Here is a 25,604-nt window from a genome sequence, read left to right as displayed (position 1 = left end):
AATTCCCACTTTAATTATTAACTGGCACCTTTAAAACGCTGTGACGCAGGTTGCAACGACCCTTCAAGCATGAGTGTTAACTTGGCCTCGCTGTACGCATGGTTGTATTGTTTTTTTAAGCTGATATCACGATAAAAATATTCCATGCCTCCCTAAAAATTCGACTTACCCGATCAATGGGCGATTGAGGTATCGGATTTATTTCGCATTGATAGACTCATCACACAATAATTGAGAGGAAATGCAATGAACTTTCATCGCGTAAAAAATACCGCCAGGCATTTGTTGTTTGCCGGCATCACAAGCTGTGCACTTGCTAGCACCGCACAAGCGGCCACCGTTGATTTACTGGTCCTCTACGATAATTTCTCCAAAAACTATTTTGGTGGCGATCCACAAACTGCAATGAACAGTTGGGTAAATCAAATGAATGCGGCTTATGCCGACAGCCAGATCGACGTGCAACTACGTTTGGTCGGTGTGCGTGAAATGGAGCAAGCGGGCGCCGACATGGGTGCGGTATTGGGCAACCTCCGCCTTAACAGTGCCGCCATCGCCCTGCGCGACCAATTGGGAGCAGACTTTGTATCCCAACTTCACCAAAAAGGCGCTTGTGGTGTTGGCTACGTGGCTGTCGATAAAAACTGGACATGGAACGTTACAGCACCGGGTTGCGGCCCTATCGTCATGGCGCATGAGCTGGGGCACAACATGGGATTGAATCACTCCCGCAAACAGGGTGACCAATCAGGTGCACGTTTCCGTTATGGCGTTGGATACGGGGTGGATAACGTATTCGTCGATATCATGGCCTACGAAGGCGTATTCAATACTACGCGCGTCAATCGTTTCTCCAACCCCAATCTCACCTGCCGCGGACTACCCTGTGGTATAGCCGTGGGGCAAGCCAATGAAGCTTACGGCGCACTGGCTATTCACAATGTCCGCGACGAAATTGCAGGCTTCCGCCCAACCGCAGGTGCTTCTGGTCCGGTACAAGTTTCACAGCATTGCGACTACGGTGGCTACAACGTTGGCTTACCAGTTGGCAGGTACACACTGAGTCAATTGCAAGCGCGCGGCATTATCAACGATGATATTTCATCGCTCCGCGTTCAAGCGGGTCACAGTATTACGCTCTATCAAAACGATAATTTCAGCGGTAACTCTGTTACCAAAACCGGCGATGACAACTGTCTGGTGAATGAAGGATTTAACGATACTGCCAGTTCGATTGTCGTGGCGGCGAGCGGCGGCGTTAATATTTTGATCCAGGCTGAAAATTATTTTGCTAACAACGGTGTGCAAACTGAAGCTACTACCGATACCGGCGGTGGCCAAAATGTGGGTTGGATTGAAGCAAATGATTGGATGGCTTACAGCAATATCGCCATTCCAACGACCGGCACCTACACGATTGAATACCGTGTTGCGAGCCCAAGTGGCGGCAGACTCTCAGCCGATTTAAATGGTGGTGGAATTCTGTTGGGTGAAGTAGCCATACCGGCAACCGGCGGTTGGCAAAATTGGACCACCGTTACACAAACCGTCAATATGAATGCAGGCACTTATAATTTTGGCGTGTTTGCCAAAACCGGCGGATGGAATATTAACTGGATTCGTATCAAACGCTAACGCAAGCTTGTACACGTGGAATAGGCATCGATTCCTGATGCCTATTCCGCGATTTATATTCTCACCACAACAATAATGAGCGAGAGAGTTATGCAAACCCAACGACATTTTTGGCTAAAAACAGTAATTGCTGGCGGGATTGTAATGAGCGTCGTGTATTTTTTTGCCCAACCATTAGAAGATGCGCCGACAAATATTATCGACCCGGCGGTAACCATACAAAAATCGTCCCCTAGTGTTGTTGATGATGATAGTCAGTTAAAAAATCAACGCACAGCACAGAACTCCTCAAGTGCATCATCAGCGGATGAACAGACAATCGCGCCTGAACTACAAGAGCGCTTGGCGGCTATGCAACAACGCAGGCCTAATCAGCAATTTTCCAATAGTGAAGTTGCTGCTGCAGTCAATCGCACTAGCAGTTGGACGCCAACGGAAGACATTCCCCGCGAACTGCCATTGCAGCCAGAAGAATTTACCGATGGCCGTCAATTTATCGAATTGGATAGTTTAAAAATTGAAACATTAATGCCCGGTGACCAGGTCAATGTCCGCGTAGATGAAAATGCCAAAGATTATAAAGTGACTATCGATAAAGTAGAGAAGCACGATTACAACAGCATCAGCTGGCATGGCCACATTCAAGGTGATGACGGACAAAAATACAGCGTGAGTTTTACGCGTGGAGAACAATTAACAGTGGGCGGGTTGGATACACCGGATGGTCACTACGTTATCCAAGCACATGGCAATAAAGGTTGGGTTGCGTCGAGCCAATTGTTGTTTAAAGCAGACACATCAGTGAGCGACGCTATACATCCGGCCGATGTAGATCCCAACTACGCTAACAACCAAGGTACACCGCATAACCATTAATGATGTGAAAAAATATCGGCTCTTGCATATAGAGCCGATACACATTATCGGGACGGCACTTTCAGAAATTCAGCCGGTGATAAAGCGCGCCTGGTGATTCGCGCTTGCGCAATATCCCCTTTAAACCAATGTACTTGATTCATGCGCGCGCCAATCGACGTTTTGGCATTGCTGGCAATCGGCAAATAGTCCACCTGCCCTACCAACTCTTTCTGTCCGTTTACGTAGGAAACAAACTCGCGATTTTTAAACGTTATCGCTGCGTGCGCCCACTCCCCAATGGGGTGAACTTTGGTTGGATCAATCAACGTAAATTGTGATTTTTCCGATTTGATATACGCATCCAAATACCACTGCTTTTTTTCATTCAATCGCAATTCGATTGTGACGCGACGATTAGGATTATCGCGCGATTCAATATGAAAAAAACGCGGCTCAAGATTATTCGGGTAAGCATCCGCTGGATTGAAAATAATCTCGATGGTAAATTCGTTCGCATCACCCAAAGGATTTGCATCCACCAACAACCGGTCGCCATCACCATCAAAACGCACCGCAGTGCCCAGAGCGGTATTCACAACTTGAGGATTACCCAAAACCTGGGCCGACGAACCGCCAATCCGACTTAGCGAATTGATATTCCATATCGAAGCATCAGTCGATACTCCTACTGGCGAGACGGCACAGGCACCCAACACCAGTGCGGCGGGAAGCAGCAATAATTTTATAGCCGCTTGCAACTTATTCATCATCAGCTCCGGTGTAACGAGCTTGATCTTGCAACAACTCACGCTCTACATCACCGGGTGAACCTGTATTGCGCGCAAGTAAACTGTAGGCCACAGGAACTAAAAAAAGTGTAAGAAAAGTTGCGACCAGCACACCGGAGATCACTACCACACCAATAACAAAACGTGTTTCTGAACCAGCGCCAGATGAAATCACCAACGGAATTGCGCCCGCCACTGCAGTAAGGCTGGTCATTAAAATTGGACGCAAACGCGCAGAGGATGCCTCCAACAATGCCTCGGTAAATTCCACGCCGCGATCGCGCAATTGGTTGGCGAATTCCACGATCAGAATGCCATTTTTTGCCGCCAACCCTATCAGCATCAACAAACCGATTTGCGAGTAGAGATTAAAACTACTGCCTGTCAAATAAAGCCCCAGCATTCCACCCAGTATCGCCAGTGGTACGGTGAGCATAATCACAAACGGGTGCACGTAGCTTTCAAACTGGGCTGCCAATACCAAAAAGGTAATTAATATTCCCAGCAAGAAAATAAACATGATCGACCCCCCTGCCGTCTGGAAATCGCGCGATAGGCCTTTGTAATCCACAACAGCGGTCGATGGCAGATGCTCGCGCACCAGACCATTTAGGTGATTAAGCGCATCACCCAAGGCAAGACCATCAGCAAGGTTAGCTTCGATCGTGAGCGAGCGCATACGGTTATAGCGATTCAAGCGGCTGGCATCGGCAACTTCTTTCAAGGTAACCAGATTCGATAGCGGAATTAATTCACCCGAGCGCTCTGAGCGAACGTACATATTTTGCAAGCTGGTCGTTGTGCGCTGCTCGTCGCGTTCGCCCTGCATAATCACATCGTATTCTTCGCCGTCATCAATGTAAGTGGTTGCACGACGCGACCCCAACATAGCTTCAAGCGTACGACCAATATTATTTACGCTCACGCCCAAATCTGCAGCGCGATTGGTATCAATCAGCACCTCGACTTGCGGTTTGGTTTCTTTGTAATCCCAATCGATACCCGTTAAGCCTGGATTATTTTTTTCCAGTTTCTCTAATAAGATATCGCGCCATTTAGCCAACTCCTCATAAGTTCCACCACCCAGCACAAACTGCACGGGTTTAGTCGCCTGCGAACCAAAGCCTTGGCGCATTACAGGCGCTGCGGTTACACCGGGTAAATCCGCAAGCTTTTGACGAATTTCATCCATCACCACAAATGCACCGCGGCGCTCGCTCCAATCATTCATCACCGCGATAATCATGCCCGAGTTAAAACTTTCTACCGCACCAAAACCGCGTGGAGCACGTACCATTAACCGATTGATTTCTCCCGCCTCTACATATTTCATCATACGGCTTTCAATTTCGGTCATGTACTCTTCCATGTAGGCGTAACTGGCACCCTCAGGGCCATTCACCATCACAAAAAAAGTACCGCGATCCTCACGTGGCGCATATTCGGAGGGGATTTGTTGAGCAAGAAAAAACGTCCCCAACAACAATAATGCGAAACTCACAATGATTAATTTTGCACGGCGCAAACAAGCGCGGATGGCATGCTGATAGCGCAGGCGCATACGCGACATTCCCCGATCAATCGACGCAACAAAGTTATTTTTATTTTCATTGCGCACCAGCATTTTGGAGGCGAGCATGGGCGAAAGCGTGAGTGCGATTAATGCAGAGAAGCCAACAGCCGCGGCCATAGTAATGGCAAACTCGGAAAATAAACGCCCGATATCGCCTTTTAAAAATACGATCGGAACGAAAATGGCAATCAGCACCAGCGTCGTTGCAATAACAGCAAAGCCTACTTCACGTGCACCATCATAAGCAGCAAGCAAAGGTGTTTTACCTTTTTCTTCTATATGGCGTACGATATTTTCCAGCACTACAATCGCATCATCAACCACCAAACCAATTGCGAGCACCAGCGCCAGCAAGGTCAGCATATTTACTGAGAACCCCATGACTGCAAGTACAGTAAAGGTCGCGATAATTGAAACGGGTACTGCGACAGCAGGCACCAACATCGCGCGGATGCTACCCAGAAATAAATAAATCACCAACACAACCAAAGCGATTGCAATACCGAGTGTGATGTAAACTTCGTGAATTGCGCGCTCAACAAAAATAGAGCTGTCGTAACTGTCTTCAAGGCTCATACCTTTGGGCAAAATCGCGTTGATGCGGTCACGCTCTTCTTTTGCACCGCGCGCCACATCGATGGTATTTGCAGTGGATTGCTTCACAATCCCGATACCGACTTGTGTAACACCGTTACCGCGAAATAAGGTGCGATCCTCTTCGGTACCCTTCTCGACTTTGGCAACATCACCCAAGCGAATTAAATGCCCATCATCGCCGCGCTTAACAACCAACTGACTAAATTGATCTACCGTGCGATAGGAGCGTGCCATACGCACCGTAAATTGCCGCTCCAGCGATTCAATACTACCCGCCGGTAATTCAATATTTTCGGCGCGCAATGCGGATTCAACATCATTCACCGTTAGATTGCGTGCGGCGAGTTCGCGTCTGTCCAACCATAAACGCATAGCGTAACGCTGCTCGCCACCAATACGCACTCGAGCAACACCGTCAATCACCGAAAAGCGGTCAATTAAGTAGCGCTGCGCATAATCCGATAGTTCCGGCATCGTCATATTTTCGCCGGCCAAATTAAACCAGAGAATCACATCTTCATCGGAACTGACTTTTTGAACTTCAGGCGGATCAGCCTCATCCGGTAAATTTCCTAATGCACCGTTGACGCGGTCGCGAATATCATTGGCTGCAGAATCCATATTGTGGCCAGTATCAAATTGCACCACTATGTTAGAGATACCGTTCTCACTGGAAGATTCGATAAAGCGAATACCTTCAACGCCCGAGATGCGATCTTCAATCACCTTGGTAATTCGCGTTTCAACAATACTCGCCGCGGCGCCGGGATAATTCGTGCGAATAGAAACAACGGGGGGATCAATATTGGGATATTCACGCAGAGTCAGGCGGTCAAACGCCACTATGCCAAACGCAATTAATAAAATTGAAATGACCGAGGCAAATACCGGCCGCTTAATGGAAATATCCGAGAGCATCATCGCAGGTTACCCTCAGTTATTTTTTTGTTTGATTAAATCGGAAAGGTGTGTACCTTCTCCTGTTTGTTCGGCATCAGGTTTTTCCTCTGCCAATACTTTTACTTTTTGCCCGGGACGAACTTTTTGTAAACCATGGGTCACTAATTTATCACCCGCATTCAAGCCACTTAACACCTCTACCGATCCCGCAAGACGCTCGCCAATGGTAATTTGGCGGCGTTCAACAATGCCTCCTGTTTCGTCCAGCACAAATACGAAATTATTACTGCCCAGCGGCACTAAAGCGGATTCGGAAATAATTAACGCGTCGCGCGATGCAGCTTTTAAATCGACCAACATCAACATACCTTGCTTTAACTCGTGGTCTTTATTATCAAGCAGTGCACGCACCTTGATTGAGCGGGTTACTTCATCGATTTGGTTATCAATGCTGAAAACTTCACCTTCAAAAACCTTGTTACCTAAATCACGGCTCTTTGCAATGATCGGCAAACCCGGTGACAAGCTGCGCAAATAAACTCCGGGCACGGTGAAATCCAGTTTCATTTTTGAATCGTCATTCAAGGTGGTAATTTGGTCTCCAGGTGAAACCAATGCACCGACACTCACTTCGCGCAAACCAACTACACCTGAGAAAGGCGCTAGCAACACCAAATCTTTCAAGCGCGATTCAGTTGCATTGTAGCGCGCACGCGCCGACTCAAATTCTCGCACGCGTTGATCCAGCAGCGATTGGGAAGCGGCGCCGCGTTTAGCTAGCTCTTGCACACGGTCGAGTTGTTTTTTGGCCTCATCGGCATTAAAGCGCGCCTCTTCTAACAGCGCTGATTCTTCTCGACTGGTCATCTCCACCAGTACCTGACCTTTTTCAACGCGCTGGCCGTCCTCAAAATTAATCCGCGTCACTTTCTTCGTATCATTAGGGGTCAGCGTAATCGCCTCGTTTGCGCGCAGAGTCCCGAGTGCTTCAATAGTGGTTGCCAAACTCTTGATACTCGCGGCTTGTACTATGACCTCGACAGGCCTATCTGCTGGAGGTTGCGCATAGGCGCTGGCAACAAAAGCAAAGGAGCCAAATACAAAGATGCGCAAACTATTTAATAAGCATTGCGAACCGCGTAGCGAAGCATGCGGATGTGGATTCATAAAATCTCCCTGGAAGTAAAGCATCGCCTTTATTTGAGTGATTTTGCGGCGCTGCCAAAGAAAATAAGTAACACGGCGGTTTGACGTTGCAGCCTATTACGCACAGATGTCGGTAAAGGATAAACGGCAACCAGAAGGATCCTGCAAGTTTAACATTTGTTTACAAAATCAAACCTTTAGGCGCAATTGTGCAAGAAAAACAGAACGGCAGCCGGTTATTAATCACAGCTGCCGTTGCATTATTTTTCATCAGGAGAGAAGAGAATTGATGCTGAGTTGATGCAGTAACGTAAACCGGTCGGCGCTGGCCCATCGGTAAACACATGGCCAAGATGGCAATCGCATTTGCGGCAAACCACCTCGGTACGCACCATGTAATGGCTGGTATCCATATTTTCCCGGATTGCCGTTTTATTGACCGGAGCATAAAAGCTTGGCCAACCGCACCCGGCATCAAACTTGGTATCAGCATCAAACAAGAGCTCGCCACAGCAGCGGCAGCGATAATCGCCCGCACTGAACTCCTGCCAATATTCACCGGTAAAGGGGCGCTCGGTGCCCTTTTCCCGGCAAATCCGGTACTGCTCAGGGGTTAATTTTTCCCGCCATTCGGCGTCGGTCAGGTTTTCGTTATCAGCCATAAGGATTTCCTTGACAGATCAACTAGTTAAGGTCGATTATTCGAGTGTTTTTCAACCGCAATCACGCACGACCGCAATCAAGGCATCTTACTGCAAATGAACCCGATTAAGAAATCCGACAAACTCAATGGAGTCTGTTACGACATACGCGGCCCGGTATTGGACCACGCCTATCGCCTCGAAGAAGAAGGCCACCGTATTCTGAAACTGAACATCGGCAACCCTGCCCCGTTTGGTTTCTCGGCACCTGATGAAATTATTCAGGATGTCATCCGCAACCTCGCCAATGCCGAAGGTTACACCGCATCCAAAGGCCTGTTTGCCGCGCGCAAAGCCATCATGCACGAATGCCAGCGCCTGGAAGTACCCGGCGTTGAAATCGAAGATATTTTCCTCGGCAATGGCGCGAGCGAATTGATCGTGATGGCCATGCAGGCACTGCTGAATAATGGCGATGAAGTCCTGGTGCCCGCACCGGATTATCCACTTTGGACTGCTGCTGTAAATCTTGCTGGCGGTAAAGCTCGTCATTATTTGTGCGATGAGCAATCTGACTGGTTCCCGGACCTCGCCGATATCGAAAGCAAAATCACCGATAAGACCCGCGGAATTGTGGTGATCAACCCCAATAATCCAACCGGTGCGGTTTACAGCCAGGATGTATTGGAAGCGATTGTGGAATTGGCCCGTCGCCACAACCTGATTATTTTTGCGGACGAAATTTACAGCAAAATCCTGTACGACGATGCCGAATTTATCCCTATGGGCAAACTGGCTCAGGACGTACTCTGCGTAAGCTTTAATGGTTTATCAAAAGCCTACCGTCTGGCAGGTTTCCGCTCTGGCTGGATGGTCATTAGCGGAGCAAAACATCGCGCACGTAGCTACATTGAAGGCTTGGAGATGCTCTCCTCAATGCGCCTCTGCGCTAACGTTCCCGCCATGTACGCCGTACAAACGGCATTAGGTGGTTACCAGAGTATTAACGAATTGATTATTCCTGGCGGCCGCCTGCGTGATCAGCGTGATACTGCCTTAAAAGCCATGGCCGATATTCCCGGTTTGTCCTGCGTAAAACCCAAAGGCGCTTTGTACTTGTTCCCAAAATTGGATTTGAACATGTACAAGATCAAAGACGACCAGCAAATGATCCTGGATTTCTTGTTGCAGGAAAAAGTATTGTTGGTTCAGGGCACCGCGTTTAACTGGCCGAACCGCGATCACTTCCGCATTGTGTTTTTGCCCCGTGAAGATGATTTGACCAAAGCAATTCATCGCTTCGGTAATTTCTTATCCCGTTACTCGCAATAATTTTTTTCAACATTTCAAAAAACACACATAAAAAAACCAGCCTTGCGCTGGTTTTTTTATGTTCAGGCAGCTGATGGAGGAACTCGGTACACCAAGAGCTTTAGTTGCTGCTCTGGGTCTATATCGGGGAAATCTGCATGCGGTTTTACCCGTTCGATAAATTCCGCTTGCGGACACTGCTCAACAAACTGCTGTTTTAAAAAGCCTTCTCTCAATTCCGGTGCATTTAAACAGGCCAGCACTAACCCACCTGCGGGCATCAATTCCGGCAAACGACGAATAACTTTTGCGTAATCTCTTTCCGCAATAAAACTGCCTTTTTGGTAAGACGGCGGATCAATAATCACCAGATCATAAGGGCCGGGCTTTTTAACACGACTCCAGGATTTCAGGATATTCTCAGCAACAAATTCACTTTTACTTTTCGCGAGATTGTTGAGCTGATGGTTGGCACGACCTAGATTCAAGGCGGCACTACTCATATCTACGTTAACGACTTTCTCTGCACCAGCGGTAATAGCAACAACCGAAAAAGCACAGGTATACGCAAATAAATTCAGTACCCGCTTACCTGCTGCATGCTGCTCCACCCACTGCCTGCCCGACTCCATATCCAAAAAGAAACCAGAGTTTTGCTGCTGGGCAAGGTGCAAGTTAAACAGTGAACTCCCACGGCGCGCATAAATCGACTCAGGCAATTCCCCCCAGACAATTTCACTCGGTACATTAGGTATGTAACGGCGCTGTACTACTAACACAGATTGAAGCGATGCAAACAAAGGGCGTATCTGTGCAATTAATTCATCCAACCACTGCTCAGGTGGTTCAACAAAAAGAGTTACCAAAATAGCGGGCTGAAAAAAATCAACTGTCACAAATTCCAAGCCAGGAAATGCGCGACCACGGCCATGAAATACACGGTAACTATCAATTTCAGTTTGGATACGAATTTTTTCAGCGAGCAAGGTAAGGCGCTCAACAATAATCTGCATTAATGTTCGCCTTCTACGGAATAACCTACGGGATACATAATGGTCTCGCGATACCCGACAATAACCGGGCGATAACCACCGAACGCAACATCCAATTCGGGGTCATTGGTATCTACTAATAGTGGACGGCCATTGAGCGCCAGAATTTTTCCGCGCGCGGCAATAATATGGATATTATCTTTGCCAATGCGACGCAAAATCGCTGGAGTAAATTGCTGGTTGCCACGCCCAAGGATATGACCCTGCCCACCGATAGCGGTAATGATCATTTTGACCGAACCGGAAAATTGATCAAGCTGGACAGCAATTTGTGCAGCGCTTACATCCTTGGCGATCAGTTCATTATTCAACAATAAATCCACACCTAATAAGCTACCGTCAATGCCTAACTCTTGTAAAAAAAGATGTGTCGTTGAACCTGGGCCGACCAAATACAGTGTATCGGGTTGCAGCTGCTCAATCATTCCTTGGGCAACATCCAGTTGCGCCAATTCATCGCGCTCGGTACCAGCATTTTTGACTTGTTGCAGAAATTGCGAATCTTCCGGCACCAATAAAGTGCCGTAAAAGCGTGCACGCACCTGGCCATTACGAAACGCGTCTTCATCAATATCTTTTACATCGCGCTCAACAATATTAACTAGTGTTCCGGTTAACAATTGCTTGAGGATTTCACCTGCAGCTTCAGGTGCATTGGCGTAAACACCCGAATGCATTTTCACACCACAAGGAACACCCAATACCGGTTGTGATGTACCCACCACATCAGCAATCAATCGCGCAGTGCCATCGCCACCGGCAAATAAAATCAAATCAACATGTTGTTGCATAAGTACCTTAGCTGCAGCGCAAGTATCTTGCGCACTGCTAGGCTCATGTTGCGCGGCACCGACAATATGGACAATAAAACCAGATGCGCGGGCACTGCTTTCCCCCATATCGCCAGCAAAACAAAAAATCGCTACTTGCTCACGAAAATTAGCAATCACCTGCAGTGCGCGCTCCATACGCTGCAATGCACGCGGTTCAGCGCCGCGCGCAATGGCTTCTGTGCGAATATCATCACCATCGGAACCCTTTAAGCCGACACTGCCACCTAAACCAGCATAAGGATTAATAATTAAACCGAGTTTAAACACAGTGAAATCCTAATACCTGCAACCATTTTTTATTGGTATCAGAGATATTTTCCAAATGCACTTGGTAATTATGAAATTCACGGCGGATAGGATAATGCTTGCGCAAGCCATCAAAACCTTGACCAAAAACCACTTCACCTGCGAATGCCTGTGATGCGAGCGAGCGCAAACGCGCGTCGTCTGCGGCGATATCGTAAACCTGTTTTATCAATTCTTTGACGATGTTAAAAATATTATTGTCTTTGTCGATATCATCATCGATACGCAATTGATTACTTGCCAATGGTGGCACCAATGCAGTGAGTGACGATTGCGGGGATTTATCGAGATGACGGCAGAGCGCATAATAAATCATCTCAGTGCCGTTTAATTTTCCATCGTAACTGTAACCAGCGATATGCGGGCTGCCGAGCAATACATGATTAAGTAATTCCAGCGATATATCCGGCTCAGGTTCCCACACATCCAATACAGCACGTAAATCATTGCGCTCAGTTAACACATCCAACAAAGCCTGATTATCAATCACCGGCCCACGCCCACAATTAATTAATACCGCATCAGGTTTCAATTGCAGTAACTCTTTACGCCCCAATAAATGAAAACTTGGATGTGGCCCGGTAGTAACTAAAGGGGTATGCATACTGATTACATCGCATGCCAATACCTCTTCAAGACTAGTAAGATCAGGATTTTGTGCAAGCGTCAGATTGGGATCATAACAGCGCACATCAACGCCCTGTGCTTTAAGCCGTTTGTAGAGCAAGCCACCCACATTGCCGCAGCCGATAATGCCGAACTTTACTGGCAGCCAATTGATATCCAAATGGCAAAGTGCGGCATAAACAAACTCAACCACTGAATTGGCATTGCAGCCTGGGGCGCTGGACCATTTGATTCCATGCGCATCCAAATAGGCTTGATCCAAATGATCAACACCAATAGTGCAAGTACCCACAAATTTAACCTTACTACCCTCTAGCAAAGCGGGGTTTACTTTGGTAACCGAACGCACAATCAAGGCATCTGCATCACGGACATCAGCCGCTGTCATAGTGCGGCCCGGCAAACAGACTACCTCACCCATATGGCCAAAAAATGCATTCACCAGCGGGATGTTTTCATCCGCAACTATTCTCATAACAACTCGCTTAGGTTCGAAAAATGGCTTCTATAGACCTTATCTGCGGTAAAACCAAGCTACAGATAAATCTATGGAATAAAAAAGTTGCCCATAGCAGTTGTGCTTTGGGGATTTAGCATATACTTTATATAGTGATGGTGACGTTAAAACCATCGTTCGGCACCTGGTTTTCAAATCAGGCTCTGCCTCACATTAGGGGGTGGTATTATGAAGATCTCGGACACTGGCCACAACATGGATAATGTGGTTGATCTCTTCACCAGGAAAACCTATTCGGCCCTTCACGATGAGCGTTTTATCCGCCTGGCTCCTGAATTGGACGGATTGGAAATGCTCTATTCCAACGATACCAGCTCCGAAAAACTCTACAGCCTAAAAATCCTTTGTTGGGGCTTACGCGCTAACGGCGAAGTAGTTGGCTTGGTGCCGTGGCTCAATGACATAGTGCCCTGCCCTGACTTATGCGACCCCTTAAATGGCCATTGGGAAGGGTATTATGATCCGGGCATTGACGAGCTTTTCTTCGAGGCGCCCATGCACAAGATCATTGAGCTGGAAACCGCAGCGGAGTATTACGAAGTTCAGTGCGACAGTGGTGATGATGTAATCCAGGAACTACCCGATACTATTGGTACACATGCCGTATTGGCCGTGCCGGATAGCAAGCGTTTATCATTGGTAGAAGTCGTGAGTTGGAGCCTGCATTTTGATGGCAGTGTTTACGCCATGATTAGCGATCCAGCCAAAGTAGTTAGCACGCCGGTGTTGCCGGGTGATGATTCTTTGTACGAGGCCCAGGCCAGCGAATCTTTTCGCTACTTCTTCCAACACCAGATTGCCAACAAAATCAAAGCAGAAGACCCCGAAGCTATGGCTGCGATTTCCATGCTGGTTGATGGAATACAGTAATTTTTATTTTCCTGCACCTTTGCAAATAACGCCGCTCGTGCGGCGTTATTTTTTGGATGCTTCAAAAGATATAACTAAAAAATCGTAAAAAATAATTTTTAGTTTTTACGAATATAAAAAAAATACTGCTGTTCTGTTTCTTTTTGCTCGATCAAATCGTGACCAAGAAATAAACAGAATTTGGGAATATCGCGCAGTGTTGATGGATCAGTTGCAATCACCTCAACAAGATTTCCAATAGCAGCTTCACGCATCACTTTATGCAACATCATCACCGGCTCAGGGCAAAGCAAACCTGAAGCATCCAAACTTTTATCAATTGTGTCATTCATAGTTTTAAATCGTCTATAAACTTTTCGGCAAATAGCCAAGCGATTGCTATCATTAGGTCAACGGAAAAACATTCAGGAAAAAAGTTAACTACCGAGGAACCTGGTTCGATGTCTCGGATATCTATAAGCGATTATATGCCCACCGATTTTTTTAGTCGCCAAGCGTTGGAGCTAACGTTTCGTCTTTTGCGAAACAATCATCCTTTGCTGGCACATGCTGTAAAACAAACTATCGATAATACTGCCACTGTATCCTACGAAGATTTACAGTCTGCCTACACAGGTGAAATGCTACTCAACTCCGAAGTATTAGCGTCGCTAAAAGCGCACACCATTGGAAAAATAGTATCTGTGTTAACCGACATTGGCGAAGAGGCACTCAAACAAAATGATTTACCTCCAAGCCATATGACGCTAATGCGCACCTTGATTGAAGACTGGGTGCAGCTCACAGAATGGGTGCTTGCACATACTTCGGCAGATCAAAACGACCGTACGTCATACCATTAATTTTAGAGAATGACTGCGCGCTTAAGAAACGCGCAAATGACCAGTTACCTCTTCTCTATCGTGATACAGTTGCTTGAATTGGATTTCAACTTTAAAACCCGCTTTTTCCAATGCAGTACGAATACGCTCTTCACATTTTTTCACTTCAAGATAGCGCTGCTTCATAGGTAATTTCAAATTAAATACAGCTTCACGACAATTGGCTTTCGTGAACCAACTAATTACCATACTCGTTACACGCGCAGGTTTATCAACGATATCGCATACCAACCAATGCACCGGTTTTTTCGGCTCATATAAAAAACCATCCGTCAAAATATGCAAGACCTGCCCTGTCTCTAACAAGTTTTTATCCATTGGACCGTTATCGACTGCCTCCACATACATTCCACGCTGCACCAATTGCCAGGTCCAGCCACCCGGCGCAGCACCCAAGTCAACGGCGCGCATGCCAGAGGCTAGACGCGTATCCCAATCTTCTGCAGGAATAAAGTGATGCCAAGCCTCTTCCAATTTTAAGGTTGCACGGCTGGGCGCTTCTTTGGGCAAACGCAACCGTGCAATACCCGTTGGCCACGGCGATGAATTGTACGCAGGAATCACACCTAAATAGGCTTGTGTACCGGTGATAAACACCAGATGCAAACGCATGTGGCTACTTGGCTGAAATACTTTATTGGCTTTTAATGCTTTCTCAAACGGCGCGGTAAATTTTTTACTTAACCCAGAGAGTTCTTTACCCTCATTTGTATCGACGGTTTCTATCACCAATTCGCTGGTACGTGGCAATGCCTCCGCCGCTGCCAGTAAAGGTGTGACGCGATCAGCGACGGGCAAGTCATCAATCAAACCTGCACTGACAAACCACTGGCGCGCAAAAATCAATTTTGTAAAACGCAGCTGCTTGGTGATTAAATCTGCACCATTCGGCTCTTGGGTAATGAATACCACATAAGCGCTACCATCTTTGGTTTTGCTGTAGCCATAAATACCCAGCTCACCAGCCAGATCAGTAATTTCTGCCGCACACTCTTTTTCAAAACCCGCACGACAATGTAAAAATAAATGATTCACAATTTTCCCGTTACGCAGATACGCGTTTAAATATAACGGAGCACTATTGCTCCATAAGTTCAGCATCACGGCGCGACAAAATACTCACCGTTTCTGTAGTAGTATCAAACACCACTACAATATCGCGGCGCTTCAATTGCTGTTTAATTTGTTCAACTTTGGTACTGAGCGATATTTCTTCAATGCCATAATCGGTTCCCTCACGTGTAATAAATTCTTCAATTAATCCTTGTAAAGCATCGCTCGATAATTGTTCATAAGGAATAATCATCTGTGTCTCTTTCTATCGGTTTTGTGAGGAGAACCCAGTGATACCAGACCTGACTTGTTCAGCAGCAGCAAGCGGAGTAATCTTCGCTTATCAATCCTGTTTAACTGTTCAATCCAAACAATAAGGAATCACCGTGAATACACAATTGGTTTTAACTGTCCTCTGCGATGATCGCCCCGGTGTCGTTGAACAACTCGCCCAAACCATCAGCGAGCACCACGGCAACTGGCTGGAAAGCCGTATGGCGCAACTCGCAGGTAAATTTGCTGGAATCCTTCAGATCGCAGTGGCGGATACCCACCAGAACGAATTACGTACAGCTTTGGGCGAATTGGCTGATAAAGGCTTTAAGATCGTCATTGAAAATGCGGTAAACACTACAAAACCGGACTGCCGCGAATTCAGCTTCAGCGTCGTAGGCAATGACAGGCCTGGCATTGTACGGGAAATCGCCCAGGCTTTTGCCGCCCGCCATATTAACATGGGCGAGCTGGAAACGGCGTGTTCAAGCATGCCATGGTCTGGAGAGCCGCTATTTGAGGCCACGGGAATCATTGAAGTCCCCAAGTCGGTCGATATGAATGAGCTCTACGACTATCTGGATAAGATTGCTGATGAGCTGGCGGTGGATATCCGATTAGAGTCATCAACCGAACGCAATAGTTAGATCTGCGCCACCACTAACAACAGGGGCCACACTTGTGGCCCCTGTTCATAGCATTTATGCCATTGTTAGCCATCAGTGCTTTCGCTTTTTCAGCTCCTCATCAAACTTTTCCAATTCGATGTTGATTGCTGTAGTAGAAATATTGACCTCATAAAATGAAAACAATAGCGAGATCACCAACAAAATCAGACTGATAGCGAACAAATACATTCCCGCCGAAAGAAAAGACAGCAATAGAGAAAACATCGACAGCGTACAAAACACAAATGACAACACACCAAATGCCTGCATCAACCGGATTACCGTCATACGGATACGCAAATTTTCAATTTGGCGAATTACAATGTCGCGACTAGGTGCATTTTCCAAATTGCTTAATTGACGAATCACATTCGCAAGAGTCACAAAACGATTGGTGTAGGCCAGCATCAATAATGAAATTGCAGGGAATAATAAACTTGGAGTAGTGATGGTCATTTCCATAAATAAATTTTAAACTCAATTAAAATCTTTCACGCCAATAAATTACACGGTCATGGCCGCGGTATTGTCCAAAACCAATCGTTGCCCTGAGGCTGCAATCAGTATCAGGCAAAGTGGGCGGCAGAGGATTACACTGTTCATTTGAGGGTACATTGTTCGCCTGATTCCAGTCAGCTGTCAGCCATGGATAAGAGGCCAAGTTAACACGCACAGGAAATGAATCTTCCACTTCATCACCAGGTGCAGCGAATCTGTGTCGCGCATCACCGGAGTTAAAATTTACCGAAGTAGCATTTATAGATGCATATATACCTGTCGTTGTTCCACCAACCAAAGAAACATTCAAATTCCCATTGGTACTGATTGGCGTTTCAGTAACATCATATAAAATATTATTTCGTGTAATTGCAGTACAAGAGTCAGCTGTATTTTTGGCCCAAAAACTACCCGTCCAATATTCAGTAATAAATGTGACAGGCAAGTCGGCAACACCCGATCCGAAAGCACTATCCAAACGCAAGCGACCAAACCGCATATCATTAAATACACCTAATGAATGTGCATCACAATTCGGAGAACATGGGTCAACCTCATTTGCTTGCATATCCTCATCTTGTGCGACGGGATCACTCGATAGCAATTTAACACCCAGCTGCAAGCTATTATTAAAAGGCGCTTCAACCAATACATTATTGGAAGGATTTCTAGCGCGTTGAAACATCACAGCCGGATCACTGAACGTTAATTGCCCGCCACTCCACTCAGCTACATTTTGTACACTGAGGCGATTACTTATGTCCGCTGAAGCATCCAGGACTGCATTCAAATCTTTTAAAACGTGCTCAACATCTGCCGTTATAAAATTAAAATTCTGATTATCGTAATTTTGCACAGCCTCATCAGCAACATTTAATGCCCTTGCGGAAAAGGCAACTCGAATATTGGGATGTTCCATATAACTAAAATTTGTGCCACAACTATTCACAATGGGTGATGGAGTGAGTTCAAATCTATCCGGATAGAAACGTCCAATGACGCCGCTCGGTGTGATGTAGGGTACATTGCCCTGTCCCAAGTATCCCGTACCTGAGAGGCTGGGCTCTAATCTGAAACTCCCCACTTCATTCCATATCCTTGGAATTGTCGCACCGGCGGACAGTGCGCCATACGGAAAAGGAACATCGACAATATTATCGCCATTAAGATCATCACCAATGATAAGCTGACCGGAAACACCACCTGTAGGGTAGTCTGGTTTTCTGACTACACACGCAGGATCACTGACATCATCCCGCTCTGGGCATCCCATTTGCAATTGAATTTTGTTCCGCTCCACAGATAACCCACTTACAAGAATTTCATTCCCGAAATTCGGAGTAGTTGCACCTAATGCATTACGCGCTTGCACATTTACTGTGAATTTTTCCCCCGCTGGAATAAAACCTTTTGTAGGATCGCTGGTACCAGCAGGATTAGGCTTAAATGGTGAGGCTGTCTGAGCAACCGAGGTTACAGCTAAGGTGTAAGGTTTAACCACAAATGGGTTGCTACTAGCTGATATTGTTAACTCCGGATTATTTCCAGATGCGTCAATTTTTAATCGACCATGCAATGTAACCTGACCAACGTCAGAATAATTAATTGTCATGGGTGCCTCGCCATTCGCATTGAACGTCAAATTCACATTATTGTAAGTAACCGCAACAGCATTATTGTTGGCAGCGATCTGTGCCCCATTCACGTTAAAGGTTTGGCTGCCTACACAAGAGGTTGGATTATTACAGGTAAATCCTAATCCTGTTTGAAGCGTTCTTGATGCAACTATCGCTTCACATACACCTGTTTTTGGGTTGGTACTAATCACCTTTGCAATCGCACTGCCATTTACACTGGCAACTTGCGTAGGAATATCAGCGAGTGCCGAATTAAGTGCAATCCGCAATACGGTATCAACAAACGTAATTGTTGATGTATTCGATGCTGTTGCGCTCTCAGCCTTAATCGTTAAAGTACCCGGCGTTGTCTGTCGCAAATATTTTGTAAAACTGGATTCGTTACCCGTGAACGTAAAGGTATTTCCACCAACCCAAACACCTGTTGCAGGAGTTGTACTGAGGGTAACCAGGGTGCCGGCTGGCGGATTGTAAACAACACCCAATGAATTCCGTGCAGACACAGTCACCGCCTCTGCAGCGCAAGTAATTCCAGTTGCATTGTGATTAATTAAATAAGAGGCCGGTGTTGTAACGCACTCATAAAGCCCAGCCGCCGATATTGATGAAGAACCCGTACCGCGAGGAATATCCACATAAGATCCACTGCCCGGCGTTTGCCATCGCAATTGCGCTACTGCAAAGCCGCCATTTTCGTAATATTCCAATTTAATGGGATAACTATTGCCTGCAACCAAATTCACTGCAGCAGACGTATGTATTGTTGCAGCATGATCATTCCATTGATCAATTAGTAAAACACCGTTCACTGTCAATCGCACACCATCATCGGAATTGGTTTGGAATCGGTGAACACCCGACTGCGTAACATGCACGTAGCCGTCCCATCGAACAGAAAAAGCATTGGCACCAATACCGGTGGGCCCGGGAGCACCAGTGCCCCAGTCAAAATTAATGGGGCCATCAGATCTTCTGCTGGTCACAGGCGCAGTCAGCGATTGATTATTGAAATAATCGCCCGTAATACCTGCCGTTAAGGTTGTAGGGCATGATGCTACTGGCGGTGTGGTAACTGGCGCGCACTCATATAAACCCGCCCCCATAGCCGGTAATGGGCCACCGGGAATAGCGACATAAGAACTTGCCCCAGGCAATCGCCAATTCAAACGTATAACTGCATCACCACCAGCTTCGTAATATTCCAATACCAAGGTATAAGCGCTACCTGCAACTAAAGGGATATCAACCGTTGTGTCCGTTGCTGCCGAATGATCATTCCAGCGATCAATCACCAAATTACCATTCACATACAAACGTACGCCGTCATCAGATACCGTCTGAAAACGATACGAACCCGATTGAGTAACACGTACATACCCGGTCCATCGAGTAGAAAAATTATCGGCGCTAATACCGCTTGGCCCCGGTGCAGCAGTGGCCCAATTAAAATCAATCGGTGCATCACTGCGTGTCGCAGTTGAAGGCTCGGTGAGTGTGCGGTTGTTGTAATAATTTCCTGTTATTCCGCTGGATACCCCGGCCGGGCAATTCATCGGCGATGGCGGTGCGGAGCCACATGCATTTGCCGGTGTTGAACCCGGTGAGCAGGTGCCATATACAGCTCCGCCGTTGGTCACATTTACTGTTGAATAATTTGGGGCCGTTAAACTCCCATACACAACAGAATTATTAACCGTAATCGCTCCACTCGTACTACTGATACTGATTGACGAGGAGCCTGAACCCAACACACTGCCGTTTTGAATAGTCACAGTACTAGCTCCGGAAATACTGCCGCTCGTCATTGCCACTCCCGATAACGTGAGTGGATTGTTCGAGGTCATCACAAAGTTTCCGGCTAAAGTTCCACCCGTAATTGACATACCGGATTGTGCAGTCGCACCACCACCTAAATTCGTGCCATTAGTGGTGATGGTATTGTTGTTACTCCTCACCAACCCGGTTACACCACCACCGGTTAAATTAATATCACCATTGGTGGTGACCGTGCCATTAACTGTGGTGCCAACCAGCGTAACTGCGCCACTACTAGTCAAGTTGCCCCAAATAGTCGTAGTAGCAGAAGCGTCATGAGAGCCGTAAGTAGACGTGAGGTTGATACGGTTGCTACTGGACCCAATTGTGTTGTTATTCAGCGAAAAACCGTTGTTAGCAGAAATGGTAATGGTGGTATTGGATGTCAGGATATCACCCGATGCCAAAGTCACTCGCCCATTACCATTACAGGTGTAGGTAGTGCCTGAAACACTCCAACTCGTACTACATGGAGGATAAGAACCTGACGTGAGATTATAAGTCGCAGCATTCACAATTGATGGAAACACAATTGACCATAACAAGACGATCCATTGTATTTTTTGATTCACTAGATATCGGGATAAATAAAATGTTATGCGCATTTATTACTGCTCCCGGAAAGCGCCGACTTCAATAGTACGGACCGCGCGATAATGATCGCCCGGTCCGCAGGTGCCAACGCTTCTGATTGTGTAAAAACTTCTTGTTACACCAACAGCCGATGTCTGCAAATAATTAGTACCTACAGCGGGAGCGCAAGCGCTGTTATTCTGATAGATACAAGTACAAATCACAGTGGCAGTGCATGCCTGAAGACCATCTATATTGGCAAAATTCTGATTGATCGCCATGTTAACGCAAGCTTGATCGGTTGCCTGGCGATTGGCCGTTGTTAGAAATAACGCCTGCATACCACGTTGCGCACCACTCTCAGCAGCATAAAATGATTGGATATTAATGAATTCCTGAATAGTGGACGTATTGGTTTGCGTCGCTGTACGTGAAATAGTTAATGCCAAAACACCCATAACCACCAAAATAAATAATGCCAATGGCAATAAAAACCCGCGCTGGTCACGATAAGATGAGTCCGGAAATTGATTAGGGCACATTGCGAATTAGCACCCTCTGTGTAAAGTTAATCGTTTCACCACCGCTGGAAAAATCCAGTGAAATTATAATGGCAGTGTTGCGGTTTTCAGTACCTGCAGCCAAAGTAAAAGGAACAGTAGCAGAAACATTACGCGCAATAATATCGCTTGCACCAGTCACATCCACATTTGCGCTAGCAACATCAATACCCTGATAAAAACGAAGCACATTACTCACCACACAAAACGCTTGGGGATTATCCAGTAAGTAATAACGCCTATTGATAGAATTCCGCTGCCAACGTTTGGCGGCACTCAAGGTAATATTACCCCCGGCATAACCCTCGCGGGATACCGCCGTAGTGCCATATATTTCAGCGGCCGACATAGCGCCTATAGTCACAAAAATGGGAGTTCCAAAATCAGCAGGAACTGGGACAGGTGAAGCAGGAATACTGTTACGTGGCGCCGCAAGGTTTTCATTATCGGGAACAGGATCAAAATAATTTCCACCGGCTGCAATCGGCATAAACTCAAGGCAATTACCACCATTGGTTACGCGCACTGAATAAGGTAATGCAATTCGCAACTGTCGTGTCATCCGCTCCAATGCCTGGCGTGAGGTATTAACTATTAAAGCTCGGTTTTGGGTGCGCTGATAAGCCTCTGTAGTTTTCACCACAAAGCCAGTTCCGATAGTGGAAAGAATGGAAAGGAGAACAATAACCGTGATTAATTCGATCAGTGTAAAACCTGACGAGCGGATTCCTGGAGTGAGTAAAATTCCTTTTGCTTTTAGCAAATAATGTTTCACTAAAAATTCGCTCGCTCAGCCGCTAACAAAATGGTTTCACCCGTCGGCGTGGCAACTCGAACGGTAATGAGTTTGATAGAATTCGCCGCATTAGTTTCAACAGTAACGGCACGCGTATAGCCCGCGTAAGGTGCATCGTTCCAATTGCGGTAATCATCTACATCGTTCATGTTAGCATCGGGCGTATCATCACACGCAGTACACGCGGGAATTCCGCCAGTGGGTGTGTTTTCAGAATATCTCAGCGAAAGAATTTCATCCAACAGCGATTGTGCGGCTTCCAACGCCTGAGTACGAATTATCGGATCAACATTGGTGATAGTGGCTTGACGATAAACACCCACCAACGCCAGCAATGCAATACTCACCACCACAATAAAAACAATCATCTCAATCAAGCTAACACCTGATATTCGAATGCGATGCATTAGCAATTTATTGCGCATAAGCATAACCACTGGCATCAACTTGAATGGTTGCAGTAACACCGCTGCTATTGCCTGAACCGGTCAGGACTATTTGTGTCGCAGTAGTACGGCCTAATTTATCGTAATTCAATGTCAGTGCTGGCAGGCTCACACCCGCTGGCATCGTCAACGGATAAAAATCGTTACTGACGGCGATGGGGGTATTATTTTCATTGACGCTTACAGAGTTTGCGGTGAGCACTACAGAAATATTGCTACGCATCATTGCTTGTTGTTGAGCAAAAAATAAGGCCGCGATGAGATCATCGCGGCCTGATTGTATTGCTGCTGTACCTGCAGAACCTAACCGGGTGAAAAGAGTAATCGATAAAATTCCTACCAGAATCATTACAGTAACTAGTTCAATTAATGTAAATCCTCGGAGAGTATTTTTCATGCACTTTCATGGTTACGATTTATAAGATTAAGGTGTAACGCCATAGGCAGTAAAGTTGGCGGTTCTACCTTGAAAGGTAACGACGCATGCCCCGGTCGCGCCTTCGGCAATAGCTGTTGCAGGTGTGATGACATAATCGGCTGAAGGCAACCCACCTTCAAGGGCACCTGCCACATCAGGGCACGCAGCCACGGAGACTAAAGCAGTCTGCGTTGGAAGACCTGCATCATTAGCAATATTGTTTGCATGATTCAATGCCGCCGCACTAGCCAATGCACCAGCCACGCCATCAACAGCTGCCTGCTCTGCCGCATCCGATAAATCTACAAATCTCGGCAATGCCGTCGCAGCCAAAATCCCCAAAATTACAATTACCGCAATTAACTCGATCAACGTAAAACCAGATTGCTGTTTCATAAACAAGACTCCGCGCCATTAAAAAAAACATTAAACATTGTGTGGCTGGCTGAATAAAGCCCAGCCTTGTAGGTTGGACATCCTTGGGGTTCGAAAATGCCTATGGTATTTACGAACAAAAACTCATGTGGTTAAAACAAAATATAGCTAAAACTCTCAAGAACGCCAGTTTATAAACTAATTAATATTTAAGCGTTAATGACCTGTTGGAATGAACATTAACCTGCCATCTAAAGGGTAATAATCAAAATAAGCAGATCCATCGGTAAATTCGTAGCGACAGTTATTAGCATTGGCAAATACGCGATAGTCCCAGCGGCTTTTTACAGCTTCCCCCTTGGCAATGGGTGCGGGGTTTTGTAATAGCTGCTGCCATAACTGATAACAATCTTCATCGGTCACTTGATAATCTTCGGTAACTGGGCCAGCAACCGATACCGGCCAGCCCTGCTCCGAAAAATAAAGTGATTGCCCGGAATGGGCTAGCGGTTCTTGTTCACTCCTTTTATCGACAATATTGGTTACTAGATATTGAATGCGCGCATTGGCGGCACCCGTCATAAAATGGTGGGATATAATTTCCAGCCTCAAAATTCGCGCATCCTCAGCTATTAAGGTATAACGACCGAGCGCGGCAAGGGCGATAATCGCGATAACGATTACGGCAACAAAAAACTCGAATCGCCCATGCTGGTAACTCTGGATCAAAAGCGCCTCACTTTTGAATGCTATACATATCCCACATGGGCAGGAAAATACCCAACGCAAGTACGGTGACGAAACCGGCCATAATCACAATCATGATTGGCTCGATCCGGTCGCTCAGTTGTTTAACATCGTATTCCACTTCACTTTCATAAAAGGCAGCAACTTCAGCCAGCAGAGCATCCACTTGGCCACTCTCCTCCCCCACGGAAATCATCTGCAATACCAGCGGCGTGAACATGCCGCTGATCAGATGGGTTTGGAACAAACCTTCACCCCGTTCGACACCAGCGCGTATACCTCGAATTTTATCGCCGAGGTAAGGGTTATCCACAGCACGCGCGCTCAACTCCAAGGCATTGGAGAGCGGCAACCCTGCATTCAACATCAAACCAAATGAACGGGCATAACGCGCGAGGGATGCACGCTCGATAATATCGCCCACCACAATCAAGCGTAGCTTTTTGCGCCCCCAAACACGGCTGCCTTCTGGTGTATTTACATAGTGATAAGTCCAGGCAATGACTGCCGCGATCATGGCAAACACATACATCCAATAATTGACAAAAAAGTCAGAGACACCAATAAGTATGCGAGTTGGCAGTGGTAACTGCGCACCAAATTTGGCAAACATACCGGCAAATGCGGGAATAACTTTTATGTTAATGACCGCAATGGCAATCGTGATTGCAATCAATACAAACGAAGGATAACGAAGTGCAGTTTTGATACTTTTCATGGTCGCCAGATCGCGCTCCATGTATTCACTCAACTGCTTGAACACCAAATCCAATCGCCCGGAGTTTTCCCCCACACTCACCAAACTGACAAATAAATTATTAAATATTTTGGGGTGGGCACGCATTGCAGTAGACAGCTCAACCCCCGCTTCCAAGCGTTCCACAATATCGTTCAACGCTTGCTGGAACGCATAATTGCGCAAGGATGCCGATAAACCACGCAAGCCTTTTACCAAGGGAATCCCTGCACGGGTAATGGTGTGCATTTGGCGGCAAAACATAATCAGTTCGACGGTTTCCACGCGCCCGCGATTAGTGGCGCGTGCAAAACGCTCAGACAAACTCAATTGCTCGATAAACTCTTTTACTTCGACCGGTGTTACCCCACGCCCGAGCAATTGATTGACGGCAGCATCCTGGCTGGATGCATCCAACTGTCCGGTAATCAAACGGCCTTCAACATTGCGGCCTTTGAACTCATAAATCGCCAT

25 protein-coding genes are annotated in these 25,604 nt (G+C 46.5%); 6 read left to right on the top strand and 19 right to left on the bottom strand.

The features are described 5' to 3' along the window. Nucleotides 1-246 precede the first annotated feature (246 nt). Entirely contained in the window at nt 247-1,635 is a 1,389-nt protein-coding gene (locus tag B4E62_RS02165; RefSeq protein ID WP_331350877.1) for a carbohydrate-binding protein, read from the top strand. A 90-nt stretch (nt 1,636-1,725) separates the two neighbouring features. Continuing rightward, nucleotides 1,726-2,511: a hypothetical protein gene (locus tag B4E62_RS02160; RefSeq protein ID WP_331350876.1), complete on the top strand. Its 786-nt coding sequence runs from the start codon at nt 1,726-1,728 to the stop codon at nt 2,509-2,511. 44 nt (nt 2,512-2,555) lie between these two features. Here B4E62_RS02160 and B4E62_RS02155 read toward each other — a convergent pair whose 3' ends face one another. The 4 genes from B4E62_RS02155 to msrB all read right to left on the bottom strand — a co-directional run bounded on the left by B4E62_RS02155 (nt 2,556) and on the right by msrB (nt 8,159). Next, the gene (locus tag B4E62_RS02155) at nt 2,556-3,263 is read right to left on the bottom strand and encodes a LamG domain-containing protein (protein ID WP_331350875.1); all 708 of its coding nucleotides are present in this window, start codon (nt 3,261-3,263) and stop codon (nt 2,556-2,558) included. Beyond that, nucleotides 3,253-6,372, bottom strand: coding sequence for an efflux RND transporter permease subunit (locus B4E62_RS02150; RefSeq protein ID WP_310072270.1), 3,120 nt, complete (start codon nt 6,370-6,372; stop codon nt 3,253-3,255). The genes B4E62_RS02155 and B4E62_RS02150 overlap by 11 nt, the downstream gene beginning before the upstream one ends. 12 nt (nt 6,373-6,384) lie before the next feature. Further along, nucleotides 6,385-7,518 (bottom strand): efflux RND transporter periplasmic adaptor subunit, encoded by a 1,134-nt coding sequence (locus tag B4E62_RS02145; RefSeq protein ID WP_331350874.1) that lies wholly within the window; start codon nt 7,516-7,518, stop codon nt 6,385-6,387. Between the two features lie 239 nt (nt 7,519-7,757). Further along, the gene (msrB, locus tag B4E62_RS02140) at nt 7,758-8,159 is read right to left on the bottom strand and encodes a peptide-methionine (R)-S-oxide reductase MsrB (protein WP_310072266.1); all 402 of its coding nucleotides are present in this window, start codon (nt 8,157-8,159) and stop codon (nt 7,758-7,760) included. 96 nt (nt 8,160-8,255) lie between these two features. Here msrB and B4E62_RS02135 point away from each other — a divergent pair, with 96 nt between their 5' ends. Beyond that, nucleotides 8,256-9,470, top strand: a complete 1,215-nt coding sequence (locus B4E62_RS02135) for a pyridoxal phosphate-dependent aminotransferase (RefSeq protein WP_331350873.1) — start codon at nt 8,256-8,258, stop codon at nt 9,468-9,470. A 62-nt stretch (nt 9,471-9,532) separates the two neighbouring features. On the opposite strand, the gene B4E62_RS02130 is transcribed toward B4E62_RS02135, so the two are convergent. The 3 genes from B4E62_RS02130 to B4E62_RS02120 are packed head-to-tail and all read right to left on the bottom strand — an operon-like array spanning nt 9,533 to nt 12,742. Further along, entirely contained in the window at nt 9,533-10,462 is a 930-nt protein-coding gene (locus B4E62_RS02130; protein WP_331350872.1) for a class I SAM-dependent methyltransferase, read from the bottom strand. Continuing rightward, nucleotides 10,462-11,601: an ATP-NAD kinase family protein gene (locus B4E62_RS02125; RefSeq protein WP_331350871.1), complete on the bottom strand. Its 1,140-nt coding sequence runs from the start codon at nt 11,599-11,601 to the stop codon at nt 10,462-10,464. Before B4E62_RS02125 ends, B4E62_RS02130 begins: the two co-directional genes overlap by 1 nt. Then, nucleotides 11,594-12,742, bottom strand: a complete 1,149-nt coding sequence (locus B4E62_RS02120) for a 4-phosphoerythronate dehydrogenase (protein WP_331350870.1) — start codon at nt 12,740-12,742, stop codon at nt 11,594-11,596. The genes B4E62_RS02125 and B4E62_RS02120 overlap by 8 nt, the downstream gene beginning before the upstream one ends. 210 nt (nt 12,743-12,952) lie before the next feature. Between B4E62_RS02120 and B4E62_RS02115 the strand changes: the two genes are divergently transcribed. Then, nucleotides 12,953-13,654, top strand: a complete 702-nt coding sequence (locus tag B4E62_RS02115) for a hypothetical protein (protein ID WP_331350869.1) — start codon at nt 12,953-12,955, stop codon at nt 13,652-13,654. A 98-nt stretch (nt 13,655-13,752) separates the two neighbouring features. Here the strand turns inward: B4E62_RS02115 and tusA are convergent, their stop codons facing one another. Continuing rightward, entirely contained in the window at nt 13,753-13,986 is a 234-nt protein-coding gene (gene tusA / locus B4E62_RS02110; protein WP_331350868.1) for a sulfurtransferase TusA, read from the bottom strand. Between the two features lie 108 nt (nt 13,987-14,094). Here tusA and B4E62_RS02105 point away from each other — a divergent pair, with 108 nt between their 5' ends. Further along, nucleotides 14,095-14,496: a hypothetical protein gene (locus B4E62_RS02105; protein WP_310072253.1), complete on the top strand. Its 402-nt coding sequence runs from the start codon at nt 14,095-14,097 to the stop codon at nt 14,494-14,496. A 21-nt stretch (nt 14,497-14,517) separates the two neighbouring features. Here the strand turns inward: B4E62_RS02105 and rlmM are convergent, their stop codons facing one another. Together rlmM and B4E62_RS02095 are read right to left on the bottom strand one after the other, a co-directional pair. Then, nucleotides 14,518-15,570 (bottom strand): 23S rRNA (cytidine(2498)-2'-O)-methyltransferase RlmM, encoded by a 1,053-nt coding sequence (gene rlmM, locus B4E62_RS02100; RefSeq protein WP_331350867.1) that lies wholly within the window; start codon nt 15,568-15,570, stop codon nt 14,518-14,520. Nucleotides 15,571-15,613: 43 nt separating this feature from the next. After that, on the bottom strand, nt 15,614-15,841 hold the full coding sequence (locus B4E62_RS02095; protein WP_331350866.1) for a YheU family protein: 228 nt from the start codon (nt 15,839-15,841) through the stop codon (nt 15,614-15,616). A gap of 133 nt (nt 15,842-15,974) precedes the next feature. On the opposite strand from B4E62_RS02095, the gene B4E62_RS02090 reads away from it, so the two are divergent. Beyond that, entirely contained in the window at nt 15,975-16,508 is a 534-nt protein-coding gene (locus B4E62_RS02090; RefSeq protein WP_331350865.1) for a glycine cleavage system protein R, read from the top strand. A 72-nt stretch (nt 16,509-16,580) separates the two neighbouring features. Here B4E62_RS02090 and B4E62_RS02085 read toward each other — a convergent pair whose 3' ends face one another. The 9 genes from B4E62_RS02085 to B4E62_RS02045 all read right to left on the bottom strand — a co-directional run bounded on the left by B4E62_RS02085 (nt 16,581) and on the right by B4E62_RS02045 (nt 25,604). Next, on the bottom strand, nt 16,581-16,991 hold the full coding sequence (locus B4E62_RS02085) for a DUF2721 domain-containing protein (RefSeq protein WP_331350864.1): 411 nt from the start codon (nt 16,989-16,991) through the stop codon (nt 16,581-16,583). Nucleotides 16,992-17,010: 19 nt separating this feature from the next. Continuing rightward, complete coding sequence (locus B4E62_RS02080; RefSeq protein WP_331350863.1) at nt 17,011-21,051, bottom strand: DUF6701 domain-containing protein; 4,041 nt, start codon at nt 21,049-21,051, stop codon at nt 17,011-17,013. Between the two features lie 36 nt (nt 21,052-21,087). Then, nucleotides 21,088-21,594: a pilus assembly PilX N-terminal domain-containing protein gene (locus B4E62_RS02075; RefSeq protein WP_331350862.1), complete on the bottom strand. Its 507-nt coding sequence runs from the start codon at nt 21,592-21,594 to the stop codon at nt 21,088-21,090. Next, nucleotides 21,584-22,387, bottom strand: a complete 804-nt coding sequence (locus B4E62_RS02070; protein ID WP_331350861.1) for a prepilin-type N-terminal cleavage/methylation domain-containing protein — start codon at nt 22,385-22,387, stop codon at nt 21,584-21,586. Before B4E62_RS02070 ends, B4E62_RS02075 begins: the two co-directional genes overlap by 11 nt. Continuing rightward, nucleotides 22,387-22,833 (bottom strand): MSHA biogenesis protein MshD, encoded by a 447-nt coding sequence (locus B4E62_RS02065; RefSeq protein WP_310072238.1) that lies wholly within the window; start codon nt 22,831-22,833, stop codon nt 22,387-22,389. The genes B4E62_RS02070 and B4E62_RS02065 overlap by 1 nt, the downstream gene beginning before the upstream one ends. Further along, nucleotides 22,823-23,251 carry a type II secretion system protein gene (locus tag B4E62_RS02060; protein WP_331350860.1) on the bottom strand — a complete coding sequence of 143 codons (429 nt, stop codon included), beginning with the start codon at nt 23,249-23,251 and terminating at the stop codon, nt 22,823-22,825. The genes B4E62_RS02065 and B4E62_RS02060 overlap by 11 nt, the downstream gene beginning before the upstream one ends. Before the next feature lie 27 nt (nt 23,252-23,278). After that, nucleotides 23,279-23,668: a type II secretion system protein gene (locus B4E62_RS02055; RefSeq protein ID WP_331350859.1), complete on the bottom strand. Its 390-nt coding sequence runs from the start codon at nt 23,666-23,668 to the stop codon at nt 23,279-23,281. Nucleotides 23,669-23,863: 195 nt separating this feature from the next. Beyond that, on the bottom strand, nt 23,864-24,376 hold the full coding sequence (locus B4E62_RS02050; RefSeq protein WP_331350858.1) for a hypothetical protein: 513 nt from the start codon (nt 24,374-24,376) through the stop codon (nt 23,864-23,866). 7 nt (nt 24,377-24,383) lie between these two features. Next, nucleotides 24,384-25,604 (bottom strand): type II secretion system F family protein, encoded by a 1,221-nt coding sequence (locus B4E62_RS02045; RefSeq protein WP_331350857.1) that lies wholly within the window; start codon nt 25,602-25,604, stop codon nt 24,384-24,386.

This window comes from Cellvibrio sp. UBA7671 (genome assembly GCA_002483145.1).
Lineage (GTDB): Bacteria > Pseudomonadota > Gammaproteobacteria > Pseudomonadales > Cellvibrionaceae > Cellvibrio > Cellvibrio fibrivorans.
Note: the sequence above shows the minus strand (reverse complement) of the source record. Positions and strands in the feature narration are given on the sequence as shown.

Excerpts from the sequence above, each read along its gene's own strand:
- B4E62_RS02165 (WP_331350877.1), top strand. The coding sequence starts at position 247 with ATGAACTTTCATCGCGTAAAAAATACCGCCAGGCATTTGTTGTTTGCC.
- B4E62_RS02160 (WP_331350876.1), top strand. The coding sequence starts at position 1,726 with ATGCAAACCCAACGACATTTTTGGCTAAAAACAGTAATTGCTGGCGGG.
- B4E62_RS02155 (WP_331350875.1), bottom strand. The coding sequence starts at position 3,263 with ATGATGAATAAGTTGCAAGCGGCTATAAAATTATTGCTGCTTCCCGCC.
- B4E62_RS02150 (WP_310072270.1), bottom strand. The coding sequence starts at position 6,372 with ATGATGCTCTCGGATATTTCCATTAAGCGGCCGGTATTTGCCTCGGTC.
- B4E62_RS02145 (WP_331350874.1), bottom strand. The coding sequence starts at position 7,518 with ATGAATCCACATCCGCATGCTTCGCTACGCGGTTCGCAATGCTTATTA.
- msrB (WP_310072266.1), bottom strand. The coding sequence starts at position 8,159 with ATGGCTGATAACGAAAACCTGACCGACGCCGAATGGCGGGAAAAATTA.
- B4E62_RS02135 (WP_331350873.1), top strand. The coding sequence starts at position 8,256 with ATGAACCCGATTAAGAAATCCGACAAACTCAATGGAGTCTGTTACGAC.
- B4E62_RS02130 (WP_331350872.1), bottom strand. The coding sequence starts at position 10,462 with ATGCAGATTATTGTTGAGCGCCTTACCTTGCTCGCTGAAAAAATTCGT.
- B4E62_RS02120 (WP_331350870.1), bottom strand. The coding sequence starts at position 12,742 with ATGAGAATAGTTGCGGATGAAAACATCCCGCTGGTGAATGCATTTTTT.
- B4E62_RS02115 (WP_331350869.1), top strand. The coding sequence starts at position 12,953 with ATGAAGATCTCGGACACTGGCCACAACATGGATAATGTGGTTGATCTC.
- tusA (WP_331350868.1), bottom strand. The coding sequence starts at position 13,986 with ATGAATGACACAATTGATAAAAGTTTGGATGCTTCAGGTTTGCTTTGC.
- B4E62_RS02105 (WP_310072253.1), top strand. The coding sequence starts at position 14,095 with ATGTCTCGGATATCTATAAGCGATTATATGCCCACCGATTTTTTTAGT.
- B4E62_RS02095 (WP_331350866.1), bottom strand. The coding sequence starts at position 15,841 with ATGATTATTCCTTATGAACAATTATCGAGCGATGCTTTACAAGGATTA.
- B4E62_RS02085 (WP_331350864.1), bottom strand. The coding sequence starts at position 16,991 with ATGGAAATGACCATCACTACTCCAAGTTTATTATTCCCTGCAATTTCA.
- B4E62_RS02075 (WP_331350862.1), bottom strand. The coding sequence starts at position 21,594 with ATGTGCCCTAATCAATTTCCGGACTCATCTTATCGTGACCAGCGCGGG.
- B4E62_RS02065 (WP_310072238.1), bottom strand. The coding sequence starts at position 22,833 with ATGCGCAATAAATTGCTAATGCATCGCATTCGAATATCAGGTGTTAGC.
- B4E62_RS02060 (WP_331350860.1), bottom strand. The coding sequence starts at position 23,251 with ATGAAAAATACTCTCCGAGGATTTACATTAATTGAACTAGTTACTGTA.
- B4E62_RS02055 (WP_331350859.1), bottom strand. The coding sequence starts at position 23,668 with ATGAAACAGCAATCTGGTTTTACGTTGATCGAGTTAATTGCGGTAATT.
- B4E62_RS02045 (WP_331350857.1), bottom strand. The coding sequence starts at position 25,604 with ATGGCGATTTATGAGTTCAAAGGCCGCAATGTTGAAGGCCGTTTGATT.